19 protein-coding genes are annotated in these 23,367 nt (G+C 60.9%); 8 read left to right on the top strand and 11 right to left on the bottom strand.

What is annotated here, in order from left to right; translation table 11 throughout:
- Nucleotides 1-17: 17 nt before the first annotated feature.
- From J4G32_RS02560 to J4G32_RS02525, 8 genes are all read left to right on the top strand, one after another.
- The gene (locus J4G32_RS02560; protein ID WP_210484010.1) at nucleotides 18-1,418 is read left to right on the top strand and encodes an FAD-binding oxidoreductase; all 1,401 of its coding nucleotides are present in this window, start codon (nucleotides 18-20) and stop codon (nucleotides 1,416-1,418) included.
- A gap of 6 nt (nucleotides 1,419-1,424) precedes the next feature.
- Nucleotides 1,425-2,639 carry an alpha-hydroxy acid oxidase gene (locus tag J4G32_RS02555; protein WP_210484007.1) on the top strand — a complete coding sequence of 405 codons (1,215 nt, stop codon included), beginning with the start codon at nucleotides 1,425-1,427 and terminating at the stop codon, nucleotides 2,637-2,639.
- A 118-nt stretch (nucleotides 2,640-2,757) separates the two neighbouring features.
- Nucleotides 2,758-3,879 (top strand): ABC transporter substrate-binding protein, encoded by a 1,122-nt coding sequence (locus J4G32_RS02550; protein WP_210484004.1) that lies wholly within the window; start codon nucleotides 2,758-2,760, stop codon nucleotides 3,877-3,879.
- A gap of 16 nt (nucleotides 3,880-3,895) precedes the next feature.
- The gene (locus J4G32_RS02545; protein ID WP_210484001.1) at nucleotides 3,896-4,771 is read left to right on the top strand and encodes a branched-chain amino acid ABC transporter permease; all 876 of its coding nucleotides are present in this window, start codon (nucleotides 3,896-3,898) and stop codon (nucleotides 4,769-4,771) included.
- Entirely contained in the window at nucleotides 4,771-5,739 is a 969-nt protein-coding gene (locus tag J4G32_RS02540) for a branched-chain amino acid ABC transporter permease (protein ID WP_210483999.1), read from the top strand. The genes J4G32_RS02545 and J4G32_RS02540 overlap by 1 nt, the downstream gene beginning before the upstream one ends.
- The gene (locus tag J4G32_RS02535; protein ID WP_210483984.1) at nucleotides 5,736-6,512 is read left to right on the top strand and encodes an ABC transporter ATP-binding protein; all 777 of its coding nucleotides are present in this window, start codon (nucleotides 5,736-5,738) and stop codon (nucleotides 6,510-6,512) included. Before J4G32_RS02540 ends, J4G32_RS02535 begins: the two co-directional genes overlap by 4 nt.
- Nucleotides 6,499-7,212, top strand: a complete 714-nt coding sequence (locus tag J4G32_RS02530; protein ID WP_210483982.1) for an ABC transporter ATP-binding protein — start codon at nucleotides 6,499-6,501, stop codon at nucleotides 7,210-7,212. Before J4G32_RS02535 ends, J4G32_RS02530 begins: the two co-directional genes overlap by 14 nt.
- Nucleotides 7,213-7,263: 51 nt before the next feature.
- Nucleotides 7,264-8,043 (top strand): FadR/GntR family transcriptional regulator, encoded by a 780-nt coding sequence (locus J4G32_RS02525; protein ID WP_210483979.1) that lies wholly within the window; start codon nucleotides 7,264-7,266, stop codon nucleotides 8,041-8,043.
- A gap of 13 nt (nucleotides 8,044-8,056) precedes the next feature.
- Here J4G32_RS02525 and J4G32_RS02520 read toward each other — a convergent pair whose 3' ends face one another.
- From J4G32_RS02520 to J4G32_RS02470, 11 genes are all read right to left on the bottom strand, one after another.
- Nucleotides 8,057-8,935, bottom strand: coding sequence for a DMT family transporter (locus tag J4G32_RS02520; RefSeq protein WP_210483976.1), 879 nt, complete (start codon nucleotides 8,933-8,935; stop codon nucleotides 8,057-8,059).
- 59 nt (nucleotides 8,936-8,994) lie between these two features.
- A complete protein-coding gene (locus J4G32_RS02515; protein WP_210483973.1) occupies nucleotides 8,995-9,987 on the bottom strand; it encodes an ABC transporter ATP-binding protein in 993 nt (330 codons plus the stop codon).
- A complete protein-coding gene (locus tag J4G32_RS02510; protein WP_210483970.1) occupies nucleotides 9,984-10,958 on the bottom strand; it encodes an ABC transporter ATP-binding protein in 975 nt (324 codons plus the stop codon). Before J4G32_RS02510 ends, J4G32_RS02515 begins: the two co-directional genes overlap by 4 nt.
- Nucleotides 10,959-10,960: 2 nt before the next feature.
- Entirely contained in the window at nucleotides 10,961-11,908 is a 948-nt protein-coding gene (locus J4G32_RS02505; RefSeq protein WP_210483967.1) for an ABC transporter permease, read from the bottom strand.
- Nucleotides 11,908-12,876: an ABC transporter permease gene (locus J4G32_RS02500; protein ID WP_210483964.1), complete on the bottom strand. Its 969-nt coding sequence runs from the start codon at nucleotides 12,874-12,876 to the stop codon at nucleotides 11,908-11,910. Before J4G32_RS02500 ends, J4G32_RS02505 begins: the two co-directional genes overlap by 1 nt.
- A gap of 14 nt (nucleotides 12,877-12,890) precedes the next feature.
- Nucleotides 12,891-14,039 carry an acetylornithine deacetylase gene (gene argE / locus J4G32_RS02495; RefSeq protein ID WP_210483962.1) on the bottom strand — a complete coding sequence of 383 codons (1,149 nt, stop codon included), beginning with the start codon at nucleotides 14,037-14,039 and terminating at the stop codon, nucleotides 12,891-12,893.
- A 9-nt stretch (nucleotides 14,040-14,048) separates the two neighbouring features.
- Nucleotides 14,049-15,644, bottom strand: coding sequence for an ABC transporter substrate-binding protein (locus J4G32_RS02490; RefSeq protein ID WP_210483947.1), 1,596 nt, complete (start codon nucleotides 15,642-15,644; stop codon nucleotides 14,049-14,051).
- A 326-nt stretch (nucleotides 15,645-15,970) separates the two neighbouring features.
- Nucleotides 15,971-17,092: an alanine dehydrogenase gene (gene ald, locus J4G32_RS02485; protein ID WP_210483944.1), complete on the bottom strand. Its 1,122-nt coding sequence runs from the start codon at nucleotides 17,090-17,092 to the stop codon at nucleotides 15,971-15,973.
- 114 nt (nucleotides 17,093-17,206) lie between these two features.
- Nucleotides 17,207-20,389 (bottom strand): efflux RND transporter permease subunit, encoded by a 3,183-nt coding sequence (locus J4G32_RS02480; RefSeq protein WP_210483941.1) that lies wholly within the window; start codon nucleotides 20,387-20,389, stop codon nucleotides 17,207-17,209.
- Between the two features lie 25 nt (nucleotides 20,390-20,414).
- Nucleotides 20,415-21,563 (bottom strand): efflux RND transporter periplasmic adaptor subunit, encoded by a 1,149-nt coding sequence (locus J4G32_RS02475; protein WP_210483938.1) that lies wholly within the window; start codon nucleotides 21,561-21,563, stop codon nucleotides 20,415-20,417.
- A 348-nt stretch (nucleotides 21,564-21,911) separates the two neighbouring features.
- The gene (locus J4G32_RS02470) at nucleotides 21,912-23,330 is read right to left on the bottom strand and encodes an alpha,alpha-trehalose-phosphate synthase (UDP-forming) (protein ID WP_210483935.1); all 1,419 of its coding nucleotides are present in this window, start codon (nucleotides 23,328-23,330) and stop codon (nucleotides 21,912-21,914) included.
- Between the last annotated feature and the right edge of the window lie 37 nt (nucleotides 23,331-23,367).

The raw sequence follows: 23,367 nt of genomic DNA, 5'->3' as shown, positions 1-23,367 counted from the left end.
GCCGAAGGTCGGTTGCTATGACGGATGAATTTATTGGCGCGCTGGGCGCCGCCCTCGGCGCAGATGTTGTTTTTGGGGATGCGATTGCGCCGCGATTTCACGCGGATTGGAGTGGGCTCGATCCCGTTCGCCCGCTCGCACTCGCCCGGCCGCGCAGTACGGAGGGTGTGGCGGCTGTTCTCAAGATCTGCAATCAATATGAGGTGCCGGTTGTGCCCCAAGGAGGGCTGACAGGCCTTGCCGGTGGCGCGCAACCAGTCAGCGACGGCGTTGCGCTGTCTCTGGATCGGATGAGCGGCATCGAGGAGATCGACGCCGTGATGGCGACCATGACGGTGCTCGCCGGCACGCCCCTTGCCACGATCCAGGCCGCTGCTGACGAAGTCGGGCTCTTCTTCGGACTCGATCTTGGCGCGCGCGATTCCTGTACGATTGGCGGCAACCTCGCGACCAATGCCGGCGGCAACAGGGTCATTCGCTATGGGATGGCGCGCGAGCATGTCCTCGGCATCGAGGTCGTCCTGGCCGACGGGACGATTGTCCGCTCGCTGAACAAGATGCTGAAGAACAACGCCGGCTATGACCTCAAGCAGCTGTTTATCGGCTCCGAGGGCACCCTTGGCGTCGTGACACGGGCTGTGCTGCGGCTGCAGGCAAAACCCGGTGCGATGGCGAGCGCCTTCTGCGGCTGCCGCGACTTCGACGCGGTGCTCGGGCTTCTGAAAGCCGCGCGGGCGAGGCTGGGATCGTCCCTGACGTCCTTCGAAGTCATGTGGCCGAGTTTTTATGACTTTATGACAGCCGGGCTGCCGCATCTCCGCCGTCCTTTCGCCGCCCCGCACGGATGTTATGTCCTCATCGAGGCGAGCGGGCTCGACGCGGAGCAAAACAATGATCTTCTTCAGAGCGTCCTGGCTGACTGCCTCGAAGAGGGCTGCGTCTCTGATGCGGTGGTTGCCGTGTCGGATCAGGATTCGAAGGATCTCTGGGCTGTCCGCGAGAGTGTCTCGGAGTATGGCCGGCTCATGGGGCCGCTGACAGCCTTCGACCTCGGCCTCCCCACGAGCGAGATGGGCGCCTTCGTGACCGCAATCGAGGATGCCTTTAAGCGCCGCTGGCCGGATGCGATCGTGCTCTGCTACGGCCATGTGGGCGACAGCAATCTCCATCTGGTGTCAAACATTCCCTCAGAGGGCGATCATCAGCCCCATGACGAGATTGCCGAGCTGGTCTATGGTGCGGTCGGCCGCGCGGGCGGGACCATCTCGGCCGAGCACGGGATTGGATTGCTGAAGAAGCCGTATCTTGGCTATTCAAGATCCGTCGAGGAACTGGCGCTGATGAACCGGATCAAGCTCGCGCTCGATCCCAACAATATTCTCAACACCGGCAAAGTTCTCACCCTTCGGGAAGCGTGATCCGCCATGAAACGCCGGCTTCGGGCGAGCGGTGATGTGGCAAGGGCCTGTTCGATCGCGGATCTGCGCGCGATGGCGCAATGTCGCTTGCCGTCCTTCGTTTTTGAATATCTTGAGGGCGGTGCGGAAGACGAGGTAACGCTTCGGCGCAATCGCGCCGTGTTCGAGGACCTTGCGTTTGTTCCGACGACGTTGGTCAAAGCCGGAGCCGTCGACACCACGCGTACAATTTTCGATCAGCCGGCGAAATTGCCGCTCATGATCGCCCCGATGGGATTTTGCGGCCTGTTCTCCCATCGTGGCGATGTCTCGCTCGCGCGCGCCGCATCGGCTGCCGGCATCCCCTTTATTCAGAGCACTGTCTCCAACGCATCGATTGAGGACATCGCAGCGGTTCCGGGTCTTCGCCACTGGATGCAGCTGTATGTTTTCCGCTCTCGGCCGTTCATGGAACGACTGGTCGCGCGGGCCCTTGCGGCCAATTGTGAAGCCCTTGTGATCACCACTGATGCGTCGGTTTTTGGCAACCGTGAATGGGACCGGCGCAACTATCGGAGGGCAACCGAACCGACCTTTCGAAACAAAGTCGACGTCCTGCTTCACCCCCGGTGGATGCGCGACGTCGTGCTGCGCGGAATTCCAGCCTTCCAGAACCTTCTGGAAGTCCTGCCGCCGGACCAGCAGACTCTCGCAGCATCGGCAACGTGGTCGCGGCGGGAGGTCGATCCCGATCTTGATTGGGAGCGCGTTTCCTGGTTGCGGTCGTTGTGGCCGCGCAAGCTTGTGTTGAAGGGGTTGCTTGCGCCCGTGGATGTGAAACAGGCGCTCGGGATCGGAGTCGACGGCGTGGTGCTCAGCAATCACGGCGGCCGCCAGCTCGACGGGGCCATCTCGCCCATGACAGTGTTGCCCGAAATCGCAAGTCGGTTCGGTGGTGACATGACGATCCTGATCGATAGCGGTTTTCGGCGGGGGACCGATATCGTCAAGGCGATTGCGCTAGGGGCGGACGGCGTCCTGCTCGGCCGACCCGTTCTTTATGGGCTCGCTGCCGGCGGCGAGGCCGGCGTCAGGAAGGCCATCGACACGCTCGGCGAAGAATTCGCCAGAGCGTTGGCGCTCCTCGGACGGCCCTCGATCGCTCAGCTTGATCCGACATGCTTGTATCGGGCGGACGCCAACCGGATGGCGCAATACGAAAAAGCCGAAAGGTTAGTTTGACAGCCTTAATTGGTTAGTTGAGTATACCATTAGCTAACGGGAAAGCGGCCGCGACGAGCCGCGCCGATGGGTCTATCCGGGGCAGCCATGCCGCCCTGCAGAAACAAGAGGGAATACCATGCGAATGATTTCAAGGTCGGTCGCCGCCGCCCTTCTGACGGCTGGCATGCTCACTTCGGCATCCGCCCAATCCACGTTGACACTTGGCATGGTGGTGGGAACCACCGGTGCCTTCGCGGGCGGAGAGGCACCGCTCGTCAACGGGACAAAGCTCGCGGTTGAGGACCTGAATGCCAAGGGCGGGATCGGCGGCAAGAAGATCAACCTCGTCATTGAGGACACGGGTAGCGAGCAGACCGGCGCAGTGAATGCCTTCAACCGCATCATCGGCCAGGATCCTGTTGCGATCATGAACACCACATTGAGTGGATTCGTGCTCTCGCAGATCGGCACCATCCAGGACGAGAATATTCCGACGCTCACCGGCGCAGCATCGGCGCAGCTCGCCCTCGACAAGAAGGGTGTGCCCCCCTTGTTCCGCATTCGGACGAGCGACGTTCGCGTTCCTGCCGCAGCCGTGCGATTCGCCGTCAAAGACCTTGGGGCAAAAAACATCGCCGTGCTGCGCTCGAGCAATGAATACGGCAATGGCTGGCGGATCGCGATTGAAGATACGCTGAAGTCGCTCAACATGAAGCCCGCTATCGTCGAGACTTTCGAGGGCGCCGATCGCGATCTGACGCCGCAATTGTTGCGCATCAAGAATGCCAATGCCGATGTTCTCATTGTGTCGGGTGATCCCCCGAACTTTGTCGTCGCCGTTCAACAGATCAAGCAGCTTGGCCTCACCATGAAGGTCATCCTGTCGAATGCCGGCGTGCTGCCCACGACCCTCAAGCTCTACCAGCCGGATGCCTCGAACGGGATCTACGGGACCGTGGATTCACTGCCCGCCGACGACCCGGCTCACAAGGATTGGGCTGATCGGTACCGCAAGACCTTCAACCTTGAGCCTGACTACTCGGCAGCTGAATACTATGACGGCGTCATGATGGTGGCGGCCGCGATTGCCAAGGTCGGCACCGACAAGGACGCGCTGGTGAAGGAGTTGCGGACCGTCAAGGACTACAAGGGCATCGGCAACACCTACACCTATGCGGACAAGGGAGACGGCGGCGAAAGCGTTGCCATCGTCCAGATCGAGAACGGTAAGCTGAAGCTTGCAGCAAACGTGAAATAGCAGCCGCGATCTCCCGATGGACACTTTCCTCCAAGTTGCCCTGAGCGGCGTCACGATGGGCTGCATTTATGCCTTCGTGGCGCTCGGTTTCACGCTGACGATCGCCGCCGCCGGCGTCGTCAACTTCGCCTATAGCGAATGGGTCACCTATGGGGGGTTCATCGGGGTGACGCTGGTCAGCGTCTTCGGCTTGCCGCTCTGGCTGGCGCTTCTTCTCACCGTGCTGATCTGCACCGCGATGGGTTACCTCTTCCAATGGATCGTGTTCACGCCTCTTGAAGGCAAGCACTTCCTGACCACGGTGACGGCGACCATCGGCATTGCCGTGACGATGCAGGCCTTGGCGACCCTCATCTGGGGACCGTATGCGCTGACGCTTCCCACCTTCTTCGGGACCGGGGTGATCGATATCGGCGGGATCTCCGTCTTCCCGCACAACATGCTGATCATCGCAGCCGCTGTCATCCTGATTGGCGGATTGCAGATCTGGCTGACCGGGACCGATATGGGCCTTCGCCTGCAGGCGACAGCGCAGGATCCCACGGCCGCGCGACTGATGGGCATCCGCATCCGGCACATGCGAACCTTCGCCTATTGCCTCTCAGCGGCCCTGGCGGGTCTCGCGGGCTTTCTCGTGGCGCCGCTTTTCGTTGTCACGACCACCATGGGCTTCGGTCTGATGCTGAAGGGATTGGCCGCCACGATCGTCGGTGGCTGGGGAAGCCTGAAGGGCGCGGTTTTCGGCGGGCTCATCATTGGAATCGTCGAGGCGCTGGGGGCGTCCTACGTGTCGTCCGAATACAAGGATGGTATCTCGTTCGTCATCATCATCGCGGTCCTGCTGTGGCGGCCGCGCGGTCTCTTTCCCGAGCGGATTGCGGAGAAGCTGTGATGGTCGATACCGTTCGCGCAAGGTCTCGCCTCTACAAGGCGCTCGCGCTCGTCGTGCTGCTTGTCATTGCAATTCTGCTTCCGCTCGTCCTGAAGAGCAATTACCAACTCGGCATTGCCCATCAAGCTCTCATCTTCATCATCCTGGCATTGGGATATGACGTTCTGCTCGGCTTCACGGGCCTGCTGTCATTCGGCCATATCGGGCTTTTCGCAATCGGGGCCTATACGAGCGCGATCCTTGTCATGTCGACGGGCGCGCCGTTTCTCGTCGGTCTTCTGGGGGCTGCTGTTCTCACCGGATTTATCGGCTTCCTCATCGCGATTCCGGCGCTGCGGATCAAGGGTCACTATCTCACCCTGCTGACGCTGGCCTTGGGCGAGGTCATCCGCTTGGTCATCCGCAGCGCGGATAGCCTCACCCATGGCTCGTCCGGGTTGTCGGGGATTCCGCGGCCTGACATCTTCGGTTACTCGTTCAGACAGGCGACGCCGCTCTACTACTTGCTTCTGTTCTTTGCGGTTCTCGCCATCCTGTTCGTGTGGCGCCTCAAGATTTCGCGGTTTGGACGCGCTTTCATGTCGATCCGCGATGCCGAGATTGGAGCGGAAGTGTGCGGCGTCAATACGTCGGCCATGAAGATGATGTCGTTTGCGATCAGCGCCGTCCTGGCGGGCATCGCCGGCAGCCTCTACGCACACACGATGCGGTTCATCAGCCCGGAATTCTTCGGTCTGGGGCTGACGACAACGTTGCTGGCCATGGTGTTGATCGGTGGCCGCGGGACGGTCGTCGGCCCGGTGGTCGGGGCTGCGCTCCTGATCGTCCTGCCCGAGGCGCTCCGCTTCGTGAAGGACTACTATCTCATCGTCTTCGGGATCGCCATCTGGCTCTGCGTCATCGGCATGCCGGATGGGCTTGCGGGTCTCGGGCGTCGTCTCCTCAAACGAGCACGGCTGATCGCATGAGCGCGCTTCTTGAAGTCAACAACGTCAGCAAAGTCTTCGGCGGGCTCACGGCGGTCGATGGTGTGAGCTTCACACTGGAGGAAGGCCAGATTCTCGGTCTTGTCGGGCCCAACGGTTCCGGCAAATCGACGATGCTGAATATCCTCTCCGGCGTCTACGCGTCCGATGGCGGCACGGTTGTCCATCGTGGGCGCACGCTCACCGGCCTGCCTCCAAACGCCATTGCGTCGGCCGGCCTTGCCCGGACATTCCAGAACCTGCAGATCTTCCAGGGCATGAGCGTCGGGCAGAATGTCCTGGTCGGTCGAACCTGTCGCATGCGCTCCACCCTTTTCGGCAGCATTCTGGGCTCGCCCTTTGCTCGGCGAGAAGAACGAGAGTCGCGGGAGCGCGCTCGCTCGCTTCTCGAACGGGTCGGCATCGCCCGCTATATGGACGCCGAGCCTTCGAGCCTCTCTTACGGCCAGCGCAGGCTTCTCGAGGTGGCGCGTGCTCTCGCGTCAGAGCCGTCCGTCTTGATGCTGGACGAGCCTTGCGCCGGGCTGTCACAGGGCGAAGCCGAGGAACTGGCGGTGTTCATCCGAACTTTGAAGGCCTCAGGTATCGCTGTCATCGTCATCGAGCACAATATGCGGTTCGTGATGGGCCTCGTGGACCGCATCGTCGCGCTCAATTTCGGACGCAAGATTGCCGAGGGTGATCCCCGCTCCATCCGCGAGAACGAAGACGTCATCGCCGCCTATCTCGGTCGGAAGCGCCATGCTCACCATTGACAACCTCCACGCCGGGTACAACGAGATCGCCGTCCTGCATGGCATGTCTCTGAAGGTCGAGCCTGGCCAGATCGTTGCTGTGCTGGGCGCCAATGGCGCCGGCAAGACAACGCTCATGAATACACTCTCCGGCCTGCTGCGGGCGATGTCTGGCGAAGTCCTCTTCGAGGGGCAGCCCATTCAGAACATGCTTGCCGAGTCCATCGTCGCCAGGGGAATCAGCCATGTTCCCCAGGGCCGACGCGTGTTTCCGGGCCTGACCGTGCAGGAAAACCTGATGGTTGCGCGCACCGCCGCCACCCGGAAGGCTCCCGGCGGCTGGGATGCCGCGCTTGCGCAGGTTCACGAGCTTTTTCCGCGCCTGAAGGAGCGAAAGGATCAATTGGGCTGGTCGCTATCGGGAGGCGAGCAACAAATGCTGGCTGTTTCCCGTGCCCTGGTGGCGCGCCCGAAGCTGATCCTGCTCGATGAGCCTTCGCTCGGGCTCGCGCCGTTGATCTTCGAGGCACTGTTCTCGGCAATTCTTGAAATCAGAAGGCGTGAGGGCACGACGTTCCTCGTTGTCGAGCAGAATGCCGAGCAAGCGCTCCGGGTTGCTGACTATGTCTATGTCATGGAGCTGGGGCGTATAGTTGCGCAGGGCACACCAACTGAAATTTCACGTGATCCGGCAATCGAAAAAGCCTATCTGGGGGCGTGACAGGGTTGCGGCCGTGGGGCCTCAGTGTGAGTGGATCGACGAACGGGTATTATGAAGAACGAAGCCGCGATCAGGCATTTCGAGCCGGTGCGTGTCACCCTTCCCAGTGAAGAGGTGGCCCGGCGGCTTGCGGATGCCGTAAGGACAGGGTTCTTCCGCATCGGCTCGCGTCTTCCCTCCGAGCGCAGCCTGGCCGAGCAGATGCAGGTCAGCCGCCCGACGGTTCGCGAAGCCGTGAAGCTGCTCGTTGAGGCGAATATCCTGACGGTGAGGCCCGGTGCCGGGGGCGGCACTTTCGTCACGAGCGAGATCGTGCCGCTCGGGTTTATTGCCGTGTCGCCCGAAATGCGCCCCGGTGAGATCGACGAAGCGCTCGAAGTTCGCCGCCTGATTCTTCCCTGGGTGACCCAGATTGCGTCGCAATATGCGGAAGATGACGACTACGACCTGATGCGCGAGGCGATTGCGTTCGGTTTGGGATCGTTGCCAAAGCCGTCGGCAAAAACCATTACTCCGGATCACGTCCATTCGACCATCATCGCCACGATGCGGTTCGATCTGGCGATTGCGCGCGCGACACGCAACAGTCTGATTGTCCGATTGATGGATCTCCTCCTGCACTGGGTGGAGCCGCTTCGCTACAAGACGCTGCATACGAGGGCGGACCTCGCGCTCGCGATCGAACTCGTCGAGAGGATGATGCAGGCGATCGAGAATGGCGACCCTGCCAGGATCACCGAGATTACCGAGCAGAGACTCATCATTCTGGAAACGGCGCTCGAAGAGCAGACGGGGCGGCGGCTTCGCCGGCGGCGTCCCGCGACCGTTTGATTGTCTTTTGTCCTTATCGTCGATTGACCAGAATGACGCCGGACACGACAAGCAGGGCAGCCAGCACGAGGCTGATCGATAACGGTTCACCGAGAATGACGAAAGCCCCAAGTACCCCGAACAAGGGCGACAGGGATGTGCCCGCCTGCAATCTGCTGGCCGGATAGATGGCCAGCAGCTTGAACCACAGCAGGAACGTGATGCCAGCGACCCAGACCGTCTGATAGATCATCGCCCAGACGGCTGCTGTCGTCGGCGCTCCGAGCCTTTCTCCCAGGACCAGCATGCCGATGACGCCCGCAACCGCCCCCATGCCGAGCTGATACAGAAGGACTTTTTCCGGCGAGATTGCGCGCAGGGGGCTTGCCTTGATGGCAAGCGTGGTTGCTCCCCACAAGGCGCCGCCCATGAGGATCAGGAGGTCGCCTGAGAAGGCGAGGGGAGAACGCGCGAGACTCGGCATGCCAAGCGCGAGCACGACGCCCAGAAACGAGAGGAGAAGGCCCACCCATTGGATGGGAGTTAATCGTTCCTCGGGCAGAAGCCACATGGCGCCAAGTGCGACGAAGAACGGCGCGGTGTACATGAACACGGTGCCGCGGCTCGCCTCGGTCCATTGCAGGCCGGTATAGATCATCATGAACTCGATGGCGAAGAGGGATCCGGCGAACAGACCCCAAAACAGGCTGCCGTCGCGCGCCAGCAGCTTCCCGCGTCCCGTGAACATGCACCAGACCAGAACCATCGCGCCTGCGCCTACGGAGCGGATCGTCATCTGAGTCATCGGGGGAAATGTCGGCAGGGCCAGCTTGACGGTGACCTGCTGCAGTCCCCAACTTGCGCACAGAACCAGCACCGTACAGATGGCGAGCGTATCAAGAGATCGGCGCATGAGGATCTTTAACCTTCGCAAACGCGACAGAAGCCGTGATGCCGCTGACCAGCAGACCACTACGCCGGGAAGGATGCCTGTCTGTCCGACAATAGTGGAAAGTGGCAGCGAACGGCGCTCTCTCCCTCGTAAGTCAGCACCGGCTCAACGTCGATGCAAATCTGCTTCATTCGCGGACAGCGGGACTGAAACCGACAGCCGGGTGGCGGAAACTGCGGGCTGGGCAATTCGCCAGGAATGGGATGGAGCGACAGGTCCGAGGTATCCAGATCGAGGGCTGCATCGAGGAGCAGACGGGTATAGGGGTGGCGCGGCGCCTCGAAGAGCGTGGGATTGTCGGCAATCTCCACGATCTGGCCCAGATACATCACGCCGATCCTGTCCGCGATCACCCGGACGACGCCGAGATTGTGCGTGATGAAGAAGTAAGTCAGGTCCAAGTCCCGTTGCAGATCCTTCAGGAGATTCAGGATCTGCGCCTGAACGGAGACGTCGAGGGCGCTTGTCGGCTCGTCCAGAATGAGAAAATCGGGCTCTCCGGCCAGTGAGCGTGCAATAGCGATACGCTGGCGCTGGCCGCCCGAAAATTCATGCGGATACTTGACCACATCGGCCGCTGAGAGACCAACCTGCTCAAGCAATTCCGCCACGCGATCGCGGACAGCCGAACCCTTGCGCAGGTTGTGAACGCGAATGGGTTCGGCAACGATGCGCCCGACGGTCCAGCGTCCATTCAGCGATGAAAAGGGATCCTGAAAGATCATCTGAACCCGAGGCCGTGCTGACGCCGCGGATGCGCTGGGTCGACCCTTGAACGTGATCGTTCCGCGGTCAGGCTTGATCAAACCGGCGACGATCCGCGCGAGCGTTGATTTTCCGCAACCGCTCTCTCCGACGAGCCCCAGCGTTTCGCCGCGTCGAATCGTCAGGCTGACCGAATCGACCGCGCGGGTTCCCTGATTGCTCTGGCCAAGAAGACCGGAGAGAAACGTCGGTTGGCCGCCAAAGGTACGACTGACGCCGTCAAGGGCGAGGAGATCATCCCGCGTCATGAGGTGCCTCCAGCAGACAGGGGGTGCCAGCACGCAAATCCGCTTTCAACCCCGGACAGCCGCGGAAGATGATCACGGCAGGTCGCGTCGCTGCGCGGGCACCGGGGATGGAATGAGCACCCGCTCGGAATCGCCGCGAGATTGGGCATGGAACCCGGTATGGCATCGAGCCTCTGGGTCTGCATGTTCGGTGTCGGCGTCGCCTTCATCAGGCCGTGCGTGTAGTGGTGATGAGGGCTGTTGAGGATTGCGGATGTGGGGCCGATCTCAACCACGCGACCCGTGTACAGAACCGCGACCCTGTCAGCCATCTTCGCGATGACACCGAGATCGTGGGTGATCAGCAGCATGGCAACGCCCGTCTCCCCATGCAGGTCTTTCAGCAACTGCAGCACCCGCGCCTGAACCGACACATCCAAAGCCGTCGTCGGTTCGTCCGCGATCACGAGGGAGGGTTCGGCGCAAAGCGCGAGCGCGATCACGATGCGCTGGCGCATGCCACCGGAGAATTCGTGGGGATACTGGTCGAGCCGCCGCTCGGCTTCCGGAATCCCGATCCGGTCGATCCACGCGATGGCACGGCGGCGTGCCTCGTCGCGACCGATCGGAAGGTGGGTCATCATCGTTTCAATGAGTTGGTGCCCGATGGAGAGAACCGGATTGAGACTGGTCGAGGGATCCTGGAAGATGAAACCGATCTCTCTCCCGCGAACCTTGCGCATGTCGTCGCGCGATAGCGTGTCGATGCGCCTCCCGGCGAGAGCGATGGAGCCGCCTGTCTGCCGCAGGGGCGGGACGAGGAGGTTCACGATCGCCGCACCGGTCAGCGACTTTCCGGCTCCCGACTCGCCCACGAGCCCCAGGACCTCGCCCTTGCCGATAGTGAGCGTTACACGGTCCAGAGCTGTCAGCGTCCTGAAGGGGCGCTTCATGGTGACGGTGAGGTCATTGACCTCAAGAATGGGTGTCATCCTCAGCGCCTCGTTCTGAGGCGCGGGTTGAAGACATCGCGCAAGTGGTCTCCGAACACGTTGACGGAGAACACGAAGAGCATGAGCACCGCGCAAGGCCACGCGACGATCCACCATTCGCCGGATTGCAGGAAATTGTTGCCGTTACGGATCAGTGTTCCGAGCGATGGCTGCGTGAGCGGAATGCCGATGCCCAGAAAGCTCAACGTCGCCTCCGTGATGATCGCGATGGCGAGATTGATCGTGGCAATGACGAGAACCGGTGCCATGATGTTGGGAAGAATGTGAAGGGCGATGATCGCGAGCCGGCTCCGACCGGTAACCCGCGCGGCGGCCACGTAGTCCTGCTCCCTCTCCACAAGGACGGATGCGCGGATTGTCCTGGCATACTGGACCCAGAACGAAATGCCGATCGACACCACGACGATGGCAATGGCCGTGTTGGTATCGCGCGACGTCCCGAGCGCCTGACGCATGGCGCCATCGATGATCATGGCCAGGAGCAGGGCGGGGTAGGCGAGTTGCACGTCGGCAGCCCGCATGATGATTGTGTCGACAGCGCCTCCGGCAAATCCCGAGATAAGCCCCAACGAGACGCCGATGACCAGGCCGATGATGACGGACAGGATGCCGACGATCAGTGATGTCCTGAGGCCGAAGGCCAAAGCCGTCAGAAGATCCCGTCCCTGATCGTCCGTGCCAAGGGGAAACACCATGCTCCCCCCTTCGGACCAGAAGGGTGGGTTCAAAGAGTTGAGCAGATCGGCATTTGCAGGATCGAATGGGGAACTGCTGATCACGAGCGGAACGACGAAAGCAAACAGCACCAGAGACAGAGCAATGAGCCCTGCGAGGCTCGGCCCCGGGGCCGTGCGGACGGACTGCCATAGCCATTCCAAACCTTGGATGGCGCGATTGCGGTGAGAGAGTGTTTCAGTCGCGATCGACATCACCGGCTCCTGAGAACCCGCGGATCGATGACCGGGTAGGTCAGCTCCACGATGAGGTTGATGATGATGAATATCGCGCCGATGAGGATGAGATAGATCGAGATCACAGGGATATCGGCAGACTGGATTGATTGCAGGAAGAGAAGGCCGACCCCCGGCCAAGCGAAGACGCTCTCGGTGACCACTGAAAACGCGATGATGTTTCCGAGTTGAAGGCCGATGATTGTGACCACGGGTAGGAGCGTGTTCTTCAAGGCGTGCAGATACCAGACCCGGCTTTCGGTGAGGCCGCGCGCGCGCGCGAAACGGATATATTCGGTTTGGCCAACCTCCAGCAACTGGGTGCGGATCATTCGGATGATGAAGGTGACCTGAAACAGCGATAGCGTGATGGCGGGCAGGATCAGCGCACGCCATCCCGATGCTGTCAGAAGTCCGGTCTTCCAGAACCCGAGATCGACGACCCCGCCGCGCCCGAAGGATGGCAGCCACGCGAGTTTCACCGCGAAGACAAGGATGAGAAGAATTCCGGCAACGAAAGTTGGTAATGTCACGCCGATGATCGACGAGAACATGATGGCCCGTGACAGCATCGATTTTGGATGCACGCCGCAATGAACGCCCGCCGGAATTCCGATCACGAGCGTGAGGATGAGGCTCGCAAAAGCCAGCTCGATCGTCGCGGGGAGACGATCCCAGATGAGATGGGCGACGGGTTCATGAGTGCGATAGGAGATGCCGAAATCGCCCCGCCACAATCCGCCGAAAAAGCTCAGGAAACGCTCCGCAAATGACGCGTTCAGGTTCAGCGACGCCGCCAGTTCGGCACGCTGCGCCTCCGTTGCATCGGGACTGAGCAAGGCCGCCAGCGGATCGCCGAGATTTGCCACGAGTGCAAAGCCGATCAGGCTGATGATGAACAGCACGATCACCGCCTGGAACGTCCGTGACGCGAAATAGCGAAGCATGAGTCAGATTGTCCTCAGCAATAGGTGCGCGTCAGACGGGTCAGAAATTCCACGCAATCGGACAGTTCCAGAACCCCGATGGACTCGTCTGGCTGATGGGCATCGGCGATGTCGCCGGGTCCAATGATCATCGAGGGGATGCCGGCCTGCTGGAAGATGCCCGCCTCAGACCCGTAGGGAACACGCAAGGTTTGCGATTTTCCGAGCAGGGCGAGAATGTCCCGTTCGAGATCGGTGTCGTCGTTGGGCGCGAGTGCGGGGATGGAAGCCTGTACCTCAAACATGATGCCGGTTCCCGGATCGACGCGGTGCATCGCGGGTTCGAGCACATCGTGAGCATAGCGCTTGATGGTGTCGAAGACCGCATCGGGACTTTGGCCCGGGATGATCCGCATCTCCCAGAAGAACCGACAGGTCTCTGCGACGATGTTGCCGTGGCTGCCGCCCGCAATCTGGTTCACTTGGATGGTCGAATAGGGAGGATCGAGGCCTTCAAAGAATGGGCCGTCGCGCATCCCAACGCGAAGGGTCTCGATGAACGCCACCAATTGCGATGCCACCATGACCGCATTCACGTAGCGATCTGGTTGCGATGAATGGCCCGGCTTGCCCTTAACGGTCGCCCATCCGATGAGGCCGCCCTTATGAGCGCTGACGAACTCCATGGATGACGGTTCACCAATGACGGCGAATTTGGGCGCAAGCGCCGAGGATCCGATCCATTCGGCCATCGGCCCGACGCCGGTGCAGCCAACCTCCTCATCGTACGAGAAGGCGAAATGGACCGGCCGACGCAGCCCTTGCGCGGAAATCGTCGGCAATGCGGCAAGACAGCAGGCGAGAAAGCCTTTCATGTCCGTGGCACCGCGGCCGATCAGCCGGTCATTCTGTCGGCGAAGCTCAAAGGGATTGCCGGTCCAGATCTGCCCATCGGTCGGCACAACATCGGTGTGACCCGACAGGACGATCCCGCCAGGCTCGTCCGGCCCGACGGACACGAGGAGGTTGGCCTTGTCGCCCTCCGCGTTCGGAAAACGCCTCACCCGGGCACCGAACCGAGTCACCTCCTCCTCGACATAGTCGAGAAGGCTGAGGTTGGATGCAGCACTGATAGTCGGGAAGCCGACCAGGCGAGCGAGAATGTCGGCTGTCTCGGCGACCATGAACCGCCCTTACTTCACGGTGACGAGGCGAAGCGGGAGACTGCCGTCGGCAGGTTGTACCACGTCGATGTTCTTCTTGACGCCCCAGATGATCATCTGCTGATGAACGGGAATGAAGCCCGCGTCTGCTTTGATGATCTGAAATGCCTGCTTGATCGCGGCCAACCGTTTGGTTGTGTCGGTCTCGATCTGAATCTGCGCGATCAGTTCATCCACCTTTGGGTTCGAGTAGCCACCGATGTTAAACACGCCCCGTCCCGCCTCTGCGTTGCGGCTTCCCGCAATTGTCTGGAGGAAGTTGTGGGCGTCATAAGTGGCGGGCGTATATCCCACGAGAGAGAAGCTGGTATTGTAGCCGGGCGGGTTGATCTGCTGGGCCCATTTTCCGACTGTCTGTGCCCGTGGTTCCACCTTGATGCCGATGCGCGCCAGAGAGCCCGAGACACCAATGCAGATGGCCTCATCGTTCATGAAGCGATCGTTGGTGCAGTCCAGTGTTACAGAGAAGCCGTCAGGATAACCAGCCTCTGTAAGCAGGGCTTTGGCCTTGGCGACATCAGGTTTGATCACGGCGCCGGATTCGGCATCGTAACCGTTGACTTCCTTGGCGATCAACGTGCCGGTCGGGACCGAGAAACCACGCATGACCTTCTGCTGGATCGCCACCACGTCGACCGCCAGTTGCATGGCCTGCCGCACGCGGACATCCTTGAACGGGTTCTTTCCCTTCACGCTGCTGTATTGGAGTTCGTCACGCGCCATGTCTGGCTGCAGGTAGATGACCCGCAGATCGGGACCGGAGACGACTTTCAGGCTCTCGGCCGTCTTGATGCGCTCGGCATCCTGGGGCGGAAGCCCGTCAATGAGATCGACCTCGCCCGAGACGAGGGCAGAAACCCGGGTTGCCGCATTCGGAATGACGAAGAATGTCACCTTGTCTAGGTTGTGGACGGGCTTGTCCCACCAGGTTGCGTTCTTCTCGAAGATGGTTTTCACGCTGGGATCGCGTTCGACCACCTTGAAAGGCCCGGTGCCGTTTGTATTCCGACTGGCAAACGTCTCTGTCTTATTGTCGGCGGATCCAGGCTTTGCCGCGTTGTTCTTCTCGGCCCAGCCGGAATCCATGATGTACCAGCTGGTCAATTCCTGGGGCAGGATCGGATCCGGACCCTTTGTCTTGATATCGATGGTGTAGTCGTCGACTTTCGTCAGGGAATCGATCGTCGTCAGCATGTTCTTCACACCGCCCGCGCGGGCGCGATCGAACGAGAAGACCACATCATCGGCGTTGAATTCGGAACCGTCCTGGAACTTCACGCCACGGCGCAAATCGAAACGCCACGTGGAGGGATCTGTCTGCTTCCACGCGCTTGCGAGTGCAGGCTCAAGGGACAGGTCACCGGCGCGACGGACCAGCGGCTCGTAAACGTTTCCGAGAATCGAGAGCACGAAGGTATTGTTGATGGCATGCGGATCGAGCGTGTAAGCATCGCCCGGTGTGGCAAAGCTCATATTGGCGGCGTGTGCCGCGCTGGCGAGGGTGGCCGAGAGGAGGGCGGCAGTTGCTGCCGCGCCAACTGCCTTGGGTGAAGTGAAGCGGTGCATGCTCATCCCCTGTGATGCGTCGTGTGAACGTTGCCCGTCCTGGAACGTCGAAGCGCGACCTGGCAGCCGCCCGTGATCATTTTTGGATCAGGACCTGACTGACGACGAAAGGGAAGCACGCGACAGAATACACTTCAAGCTTAAAATATATTGCAGATGCTCACAGCAAGCGCTGCAGGAGAGCGCCTTCCACAGGCGGACAAGCCAGATATTCCCAAAAAGCCGTCTCTTTTCAGAATGTTGATGGCGCTCTCAGAAACAACAGGCCGTGGAGGGCGTGATGTTTTCTCGCGTTGAAACCGAATGCAGTTTCCACGCCCGCTCGGTTACCCTCGCTGGACGGCGAGAAGGGGATCGACGAACACCAGTCCCTGAGTCTCAGCCACAGGTTCGCATGTCAGCTCACCTCTGCACACATTCAGGCCGGCGAGCAGGTGACGATCGCGCAGGAGCGCTTCCTGCCAGCCGAGATCGGCCAGGGCGAGGACGAACGGCAGCGTCGCGTTGTTGAGAGCGAAGGTCGATGTGCGCGCGACTGCTCCTGGCATATTGGCAACGCAGTAGTGAACCACACCGTCCACCAGATAGGTCGGGTTGGAATGCGTCGTGGCGTGCGATGTCTCGAAGCAGCCTCCCTGGTCGATGGCGATGTCTACGACAACAGCCCCCTTTTTCATCGACCCAATCATCTCGCGGGTGACAAGCTTGGGCGCGGCAGCACCGGGGATCAGGACGGCACCGATCACCAGATCAGCCTCCTTGAGAAGATCGGCGATGGCGCTGCGGGTCGAGTAGACCGTCGAAATCGCGCTGCCGAACTGCGCCGAAAGGCGCTTGAGCGCGTCCGCGGATCGATCGACGACCGTGACGCGCGCGCCCATGCCGATGGCGATGGTCGCCGCATGGGTGCCGGAAACGCCGCCCCCGATGATCACCACCGAGGCTGCGGGCACTCCGGGCACACCGCCGAGAAGAATTCCCCGGCCGCCCTGTGATTTCTCCAAGGCGTGCGCGCCCACCTGGGGCGCCAGCCGCCCGGCGACTTCGGACATGGGGGTCAAGAGGGGCAGGGCGCCGGACGGCGACGTGACGGTTTCATAGGCGATGCAGATGGCGCCGGATGCGATGAGGTCGCGGGTCTGTTCCGGATCCGGCGCCAGATGCAGATAGGTGAACAGGACCTGTCCGGGACGAAGGCGCTTGCGCTCCTCGGAGAGCGGTTCCTTGACCTTCACGATCATATCGGAATCGGCGAAGATCCGATCCGGTCCGTCGACGATCTCTGCCCCGGCGTGGATATAGTCTGAATCCGTAAGCCCTGCGCCGAGCCCGGCGCCCGATTGCACCATCACGCGATGGCCATGGTGCACCAGTTCGTGGACAGAGGTCGGAATAAGCCCGACGCGAGCTTCGTTGTCTTTGATTTCTGACGGAACACCGATCAACATCGAACACCTCATCGGCGGATCGAACAATCCGCGGAGCCTCATGATATGGATTGGCAACCGGTGTTGTCACCCGTCTGGAGCAGATGATCGTTATTGCAGTGCAGCATGGCGACGCTACTCGGCGGCTTCGCTCTGCGCCAGGTGAGAGGTTTCAGACATGCTCTTCCGGCCGAGCCAGAGCGAGATCTGCCGGATCGTGACGTAGAAGACCGGCGTCAGGAACAGGCCGAACACGGTGACGCCGAGCATTCCAGCGAACACGGCAGTCCCGAGGGCCTGGCGCATTTCTGAGCCGGGGCCAGTTGCGATTACCAAAGGCACAACCCCCAGGATGAATGCGAACGCAGTCATCAGGATCGGGCGCAGGCGCAGGCGGCAGGCCTCCACAACGGCCGGGATGGGTCCGAGACCCTGCTCATCCTCTGCCTGCTTGGCAAATTCAACGATCAGGATCGCGTTCTTCGCCGCCAGGCCGACCAGCACCACGAGGCCGATCTGGGTCAGGATGTTGTTGTCCATCCCGCGTATCATCACGCCCACCAGTGCCGACAGAACGGCCATCGGAACAACGAGGATGATGGCGATCGGCAGCGACCAGCTCTCATACTGAGCGGCGAGGACGAGAAACACAAAAAGCACGGAGAGTGCAAAGATCAGCGACGCCGTGTTGCCAGTCTGCCGTTCCTGAAAGGCCAGTTCAGTCCATTCGAAACTCGTCCCTTGAGGAAGAATCTCGCGGGCCAATGTCTCCATCGTATCAAGCGCGGTTCCCGACGACACGCCGGGCGCAGCGTTCCCCTGAAGCGGGACCGAGGTGTACATGTTGAAGCGCTGGACAAGGTCCGGGCCGGCGACATCCCGCATCTCCACCAGAGTGCCGAGCGGCACCAGGGCGCCGGTGGACGAGCGCACCCGCAAGCGATTGATATCGGCTTGTTCGACGCGGAACCGCTGATCAGCCTGGGCTCGTACCTGCCAGATGCGTCCCAAAAAATTGAAGTCGTTCACGTAGGCCGTGCCGAGATTGACCTGCAATGTCTCGAAAATATTCGCGATAGGCACATTGAGGATGCGCGCCTTCACGCGGTCGATCTCGAGGTAGATCTGCGGGGAGCTGGCCGAGAAGGTCGTGAAAACGCCCGAGAGATTCGGGTTCTGTCGTGCCCGACCCATCAATTCGAACGCTGCCGCGAGAACGCGGTCAAGATCATCGCCGGAGCGCTCCTGCAACTGCATTCGAAAGCCGCCGGAATTCCCCAGGCCGCTCACGGGCGGCGGCGGGATCGCGATGATGAAGGCTTCCTGAATCGTCTGCAGACGGCCGAACAACTGACCGATGATTGCGCTTGCCGATTGGCGATTGGCGATCCGCTCCTCGAAAGGCTTGAAGCGCGCGAAGATGGCAGCGGCATTCGGCGCGTTGGTGAAGGTCGCGCCTGAGAACCCTGCAAAAGCAATGGCGTCCTGGACGCCAGGCGTCTCCCGCAGGATTTCGGATGCGCGCTGAACGACCGCGTCGGTGCGCGACAGCGACGATCCGTCGGGCAGTTGAACGACCACGATCGCATAGCCTTGATCGAGCGTCGGAATGAAGCCGCGCGGCACAGCGTTCGCCACCCACAAAGTGCCAGCAAGGAGACCGAGATAGATGGGCCAGACAATGAGCTTGTGCCGCACAAGACCGCCCACCGACTTAGCATAGCCGCCTGCCATGGAATCGAATCCGCGATTGAAACGGTTGGCTGCCCATTTGCCTGCGCGGGCGATCACATGACGTGGAGGTTCATGAGAGTGCCGCTTCAGGAGAAGTGCCGCAAGTGCGGGCGACAGGGTCAGGGAGTTGAAGGCTGAAATCAGCGTCGAGACAGCGACCGTCAGGGCGAACTGCCTATAGAATTGGCCTGTGATGCCAGGGATGAACGCCGTCGGAATGAACACTGCCGCCAGCACAAGAGCAATGGCCAGGACTGCGCCGCCGACCTCGTCCATTGTCTTGTGCGCGGCGTCTCTTGGGTTGAGCCCCAGCGCGATATTGCGCTCGACATTTTCCACCACCACGATCGCGTCATCGACGACGATTCCGATGGCCAGGACCATGCCGAACAGGGTGAGGGTGTTGATCGAAAAGCCCAGTGCGGCCATCACGGCGAAGCTGCCGATCAGCGACACCGGAATAGCGATGATTGGAATGATCGCGGTGCGCCAGGATTGCAGGAACACCAAAATCACGATGACGACCAAGATCACCGCCTCAAAAAGCGTCTTGTACACCTCGTGTACGCTCTCTGCGATGAATTCGGTGGGGTTGTAGACGATCTCGTAGGCCAGCCCCGGAGGAAACCTCTGCTTGAGCTCTCCCATTGTCCTCACGATGTCGTCAGCGGCGGCAAGCGCATTCGTGCCTGGTCGTTGGAAAATGGCGAGTGCGACGGCGGGTTTGCCATTAAGGTAGGAATTCGTGACGTAGTCCTGGGCGCCGAGTTCAACCCGGGCGACATCCTGCAGGCGGACGAGCCTGCCGTCGCCGGTCGATCGCACGATGATCTGGCGAAACTGCCTCGGATCCTCAAATCGCCCCTGCGTCTTCACGACAACCTGAAAGGCGTTGTCTGTCGGCGCGGGCTGCGCGCCAAGGGCGCCGCCAGAGACCTGAACGTTTTGCTCCTGGACGGCGCGCACCACGTCGCCGGATGTCATGCCGAACGCAGCAAGCTTTTCAGGGTCAAGCCAAACCCGCAAGGAATATTGCCGCTCGCCAAAGATGATGAGGTCGCCGACACCGTTGAGCCGCAAGAGCACGTCACGCACGTTGTTGCGCGCATAATTCGAGACGTAGAGCTGATCGTACGTCTCGTCTGGGGAGAGCATGTGAACGACCATCATTAAGTCGGGCGAGCTCTTCAAGGTCGTCACGCCGAGAGTCCGCACCTCTTGGGGCAATCGGGGCGTGGCCACCGCGACCCGGTTCTGCACAAGCACCTGGGCCTGGTCGAGGTCCGTTCCAAGCTTGAAAGTAATCGTCAGCGAGAGAGATCCGTCGGATGTGGAATACGACGACATGTAGAGCATGTCTTCCACGCCGTTGATCTGCTGTTCAAGCGGAGTGGCGACAGTCGCGGCAACCGTTTGAGCGTCCGCGCCCGGGTAGCTTGCTCGCACAACAATCGTCGGAGGAGCGATTTCGGGATACTGCGCGACCGGAAGGGTCGTGTAGGCGATCCCGCCAACGAGGAGGAGGATGACGGAGAGCACGGTTGCGAAGATCGGTCGGTCGACGAAGAAGTGAGCAAACCGCATGGCAGGTCTCCGATCGTGACTGGCGTCAGGTGCCGTTGCGCTCGCGAACAGGCGGGAGCGTGGTCATCTGCGGCGTGACCTTGACGCCGGGTCGCACCCGCACGATCCCATTGACGACGACGGTCTCGTCGCCCGTCAATCCTGTGCGAACCACCCGATACCCGTCGATTTTTGGGCCTGGCCTGATGACGCGCGCGGAGATCGAATTGTCGTCTGAGACGAGGTAGACGATCCGGCGATCCTGATCGCTCGCAATCGCCTCATCGGGAATCAGCACGCCCTTATAGGGGTTGGAGCCTCTGAGGCTGACGCGCCCGAAAAGTCCAGGCCGCAGAAAGGTGTCCTTGTTGTCGAAGATCGCGCGCGCGCGAATCGTCCCACTGGCGGCGTCAAGGCGGTTGTCGAGAAAATCAAGGCGACCTGAGCGTCTCGCCTCGCCCTCGTCAGTCATGGTCAGCTGAACATTGTTCGGTGCCGTGGCCGTCGACGTTTGTGTGCCGCCGGCCGTTTGACGCGAATAGGCAAGATAAGACCTTTCATCCACGTCGAAATAGAAGTGGATTGGATCGAGCGAGACAATGTTGGTCAGCACAGTCTGGTTGGCGTTGATGAGATTTCCCTCAGAAATCAGCTTGCGTGAGATCAGACCACCGATTGGCGCCCTGATCTCGGTGAACTCCAGATCAAGCTTGGCCTGTCTGAGCGCCGCCTGCGCCCGATCCAGTTCGGCGCGGGCAGTCCGAAAGGTGGATCGACGCTGATCGAGTACCTGGTCAGAAATATTCCCTGACCGGCGCAGGGATTCCGCTCTTTCCAAATCATTCGACGAGAAATCCACGGCCACCTGGGCTGACGCGACCGTGGCCTCGGCCTGCTCAAGGGCTGCACGATAGGGTCGCTGATCGATTGTGAAGAGCGGCGCGCCTGCGGCCACAATGGTCCCGTCGGTGAAGTGAACCTTGTCCAGATATCCCGGCACCCGAGACCGGATATCCACTTGGTTGATCGCCTCGAAGCGCCCGATGAAATCATCCCATTCAGTGATCTCTTTAACGACCGGCTTGGCAACCGTGACCGACGGTGGCGGCGAAGACTGCGCGTTGGCCGTCCCGCCGGCGCACAGCGCGCCCAATACCAAAAGCCCTGCAAGGCGAGATAGCTGGAGAAACGTCATAATGACCTCCAAGAGCCAAGGTGAAACCCGACGACTGATCGCACGCTCAAAGTTCTAGCCGAGATCAGGGGGTAATGCAGCTGAGTTGTTCTTGGAAGGATGTGGTGAACGCAGTCGCTACGTCCAGCGCGATTTCGTCCTTTGGGCGTCCCGGCCGAGGGAAGCGAAGTCCCTCGACCGGGACGGAGGCAGGGCACGAGGCTCTGCAATCACAGGCTAACGCCTGCGACGATCACGTCAAAGGAGGCATCGATCACGGCTGCATCGAAACCATCCACGACCTGCCGGAATTATCAGCGTTGGCGTCATGTTTTATGCAGTAGGCAGCTCTTTGCCCGAAGGGCTGGGCTAATGGGTCGTTCCCGCAATCTTCACTTTACTCCGTGCGGGCCCGTGCACTTTTCGTGATTTCAGGGCGTTGAGATAGCTCGAGGCCCACCATGACACGTCCTGGGACTTCAATGTCTTCATCATTCGCGACCAGCGGTGAATGCGTTCCTCGAGGCTCATGTGAAGCGCGACCTGGATCGCCTCGGCAACCTCGAACTTGTCGTTAGGGTTGACGATCAAGGCGTCGGTCAACTGCTGTGCCGCGCCTGCGAATTTCGACAGGACAAGCACGCCGGGATCTGCCGGGTTCTGGGCCGCGACATATTCCTTGGCAACGAGGTTCATGCCATCGCGAATCGGCGTGACCAGCCCCACCTTTGCCAGGCGATAGAGGCCGGCCAGCACGGGGCGCGGATAGGTGCTGGTGACATAATGGATCGGCACCCATCCGGGCTCGCCCAGCGATCCGTTGATCCGCCCGAGGGTATCGTTTACCGCCCGGCTCAGCTCGGCATATTCAGGAACCTCGCTCCGACTGGTGGGCGCGATCTGCAAATACGTCACCCGTCCGCGCTGGTCCGGATTGCTGATCAGGAAGCGCTCGAAGGACTCCATGCGCTCCGGAATCCCCTTGGAATAGTCCAGCCGATCGACGCCGATGATCAGATTGCGGGAGCCCAATCCGGCAATCGTCTGCCTGACGAGAGGGTGGGTGCTCGAGCGGTTCGCCGCTGCTTGAAAGCCCGCCAGATCAATGCCGATCGGGAAGCCTTTGACAAGGGCACGCCGGTCGCCAAGCTCGAGGACATCGCCCTTGTGCTGAACCGCGCCGATTTCCTGGACCAGTCCACGCCGCAGATTATCGGCGTCGCGCTCGGTGTGGACGCCGACAAGATCGTAGGACATGATCGCTCGCAGCAACTGGGTGCTGCCGGGAAGGGTCGCGAACACCTCGGGAGCCGGCCAAGGGATATGGTGGAAATATCCGATCCGGTTGGTCACGCCGAGCGAGCGTAGCTCCGATGCCAGCGGGATTAAGTGATAATCGTGAACCCAGATCAAATCGTCGGGCTTGAGCAAACGCGCGAGAGCCGAGGCGAATGTCCGGTTGACTCGGAGATACCCGGCATAATCTGCGCGAGAGAAATCAGCCAGGCCGATGCGATAATGCATCGTGGGCCAGAGCGCCCGGTTGGCGAAGCCGCTGTAATACTCCTGTCGATCGATCGATGTCAGGTCCATCAAAGCATATTGGACGCGCCCCTTGTCGACCAACCGCGGTTGCGCCGCCGGCTGTGCCGCGACCTTTCCGCTCCAGCCGAACCACAGGCCTGGGTAGGCCTCAAAGGCTTCCCTCAAGGCGACAGCAAGGCCTCCTGCAGCCCCCTTGGCATCGGGAACGGCAACGCGATTCGAGACGACGACGAGGCGTGACAATCGTGTTCTCCTGTTTGCTCCATCGAACCGGAGCTAC

It is taken from the genome of Microvirga antarctica, from assembly GCF_017921815.1.
Classification (GTDB): Bacteria; Pseudomonadota; Alphaproteobacteria; order Rhizobiales; family Beijerinckiaceae; genus Microvirga; species Microvirga antarctica.
This window is presented reverse-complemented; position numbering and strand designations above follow the sequence as displayed.